This is a genomic window from Candidatus Saccharimonadia bacterium, from assembly GCA_035544015.1.
GTDB lineage: Bacteria > Patescibacteriota > Saccharimonadia > UBA4664 > UBA4664 > UBA5169.
In genome coordinates this window covers 1-2,064 of sequence record DATKIP010000018.1, presented here as the reverse complement: position 1 = coordinate 2,064, position 2,064 = coordinate 1, and the positions used below count along the sequence as shown (strand labels likewise).

Below are 2,064 nucleotides of genomic sequence, written 5' to 3'. Positions count from 1 at the left end.
GATAAGAAGAGGACGGCGAGGTCGTAACAGGTCGCCACGAATATCGGTCTGCTACCCGTGTGCCGCCGGAGAAGGTGGTGCCTGACTATCCGCTTGACGGCCGTGCCTATGTGTTCGTGATGTACGGCGTGATTCAATGCTCAGTCCGCCCGCGGGGCGGGCTTTAGGACCCGGTCCGAGAGCCTTCCGATGTAAGACTAAACGAAGCCCGGCGCGTCGTATGGGGCCCGGAATGTCCGCTCTTGAGGCTAAGCGGAAGGGGCCGATAGGCAAACCCCACTGAACTTGGTCGAAAATGACCGAGGTCGTGTGAAAACGCGACTGCATGATTGCGTGGGCAGCGATACGCGCGCTGGCGGGCGGACGTGAACTAGGCGGCGATGGTCTGCATCAGCGGTTTGACGCCGAAGATGTTGATCATCCGCTTCATGTTATAGGCGAGCACCTGCAAGCTCATTTCCGTACTGACCTTTTCGAGCGTCCTGGTCAGGAAATGGGTGCTGCCCATCCACGCCTTGAGGGTTCCGAAAGGATGCTCGACGGTCTGGCGGCGGATGGTCATGGCGTCGGACAAGCGATCGAGCCTGGCCTGCATCTTGTCGAGGACGCCTTCATGCTCCCAACGCTTCAGGCGCTTGTGCTTGTCGGGCGTGCAGCTGGGCTTGAGTGCGCAGGTCGAGCAGGCGGTGAGGTTGCGATAGTGATCGATATTGTCGCGTCGGTCCGAGCGCACCTTTCCCTTGGTCAGGTGCTTGCCGGCCGGACATGTGTAGCGGTCCTTCTCAGCGTCGTAAATGAAGTCCGCCACGGTGAAGAGGCCGCGCTTGGCGTTGGCAGATGTCTGTGTCTTGGGAATGCAGGGCACAATGCCGGTGCCCTCGCAGGCCAGTACCTCGTCGCCGTTGTAATAGCCGCGGTCGGCCAGCACCGTGAGTTGCTCGCATCCGGTCGCATCCAGCGCCTTTTGCCCCATCGAGGTCAGTTGCGCCCGATCGCTGCCGATGTTGGTGACCTCGTGCGCGACGATCAGATGGTGCTCGGCATCGACGGCCATCTGAACATTGTAGCCGACGATACCGGTGCCCTTGCCGCTGGTCGCCATCGAGCGGGCATCGGGATCGGTCAGGGAAACCTGTTTGTCGGGCGCGGCTTCGACCTCTCTGTCCATCTCCTTGAGCGATTGCATCTGTCGCCGCAGGCCCTCGATCTTCTCCTTGAGGCGCACTGTCTTGGCCTCGGCGACATCATCGTCCTGCCGATCCGCACGGTCGAGTGCCGCCAGGTAGCGCGCGATGCTGGCCTCCACCTGCTCGATGCGTTTGGCGACCTTGGCCACCGTGAAGTTCTTGTCGCGGTTGTTGACGGCCTTGAACCGGCTCCCGTCGAGCGCCACGACAGCTCGCGTGAACAGGTTGAGATTGCGGCACAAGACGACGAACTGGGCACAGGCAGCGCGGATCGCCGGTCCGTTGTCGCGACGAAAGTCGGCGATCGTCTTGAAATCCGGCATCAACCGGCCGGTCAGCCACATCAGCTCGATGTTGCGCTGGCTCTCCCGCTCGAGCCTGCGGCTCGATTGGATGCGGTTGAGATAGCCATACAGATAGACCTTTAGCAGTGTCGCGGGATGATAGGCGGGCCGCCCGGTCACCTCCGGCACAACACCGGCAAAGCCCAGCGCTTCCAGGTCGAGTTCGTCAATGAAGACATCGATGACGCGGACCGGATTGTCCTCCGTCACGTAGTCGTCCAAGCAGGCGGGAAGCAGTGTCGCTTGCTTGCGATCCTCGCCCTCGACGAAACGCTTCATCCCAACCCCCGCTGATCGGGAATCACTTTACCAAATCAGCGCGTTTCCACACAGTCTGGACCCATCTGCGACATTGGCCAGCATTTGACGTTGCAGTTGCAAAGGCGGCTTTAGCCCCTATCAAAGTAATCGTTTAAGCCGTTACGATGCCTCCTGAGCCGTGGAGGGAGTACATGAGGCGGCGGGAATTACTTGGTGCCCTAGCTGGTGCGGCAGCGTGGCCGATAGTGGCACGGGCGCAGCAATCCACGACA

The 2,064-nt window shown here is 60.9% G+C and carries 1 protein-coding gene; it reads right to left on the bottom strand.

Going from position 1 to position 2,064, the window contains the following annotated elements; genetic code table 11:
- Window positions 1–370: 370 nt before the first annotated feature.
- Complete coding sequence (locus VMT30_02040) at window positions 371–1,810, bottom strand: IS1182 family transposase (GenBank protein HVQ43724.1); 1,440 nt, start codon at window positions 1,808–1,810, stop codon at window positions 371–373.
- Window positions 1,811–2,064 lie beyond the last annotated feature (254 nt).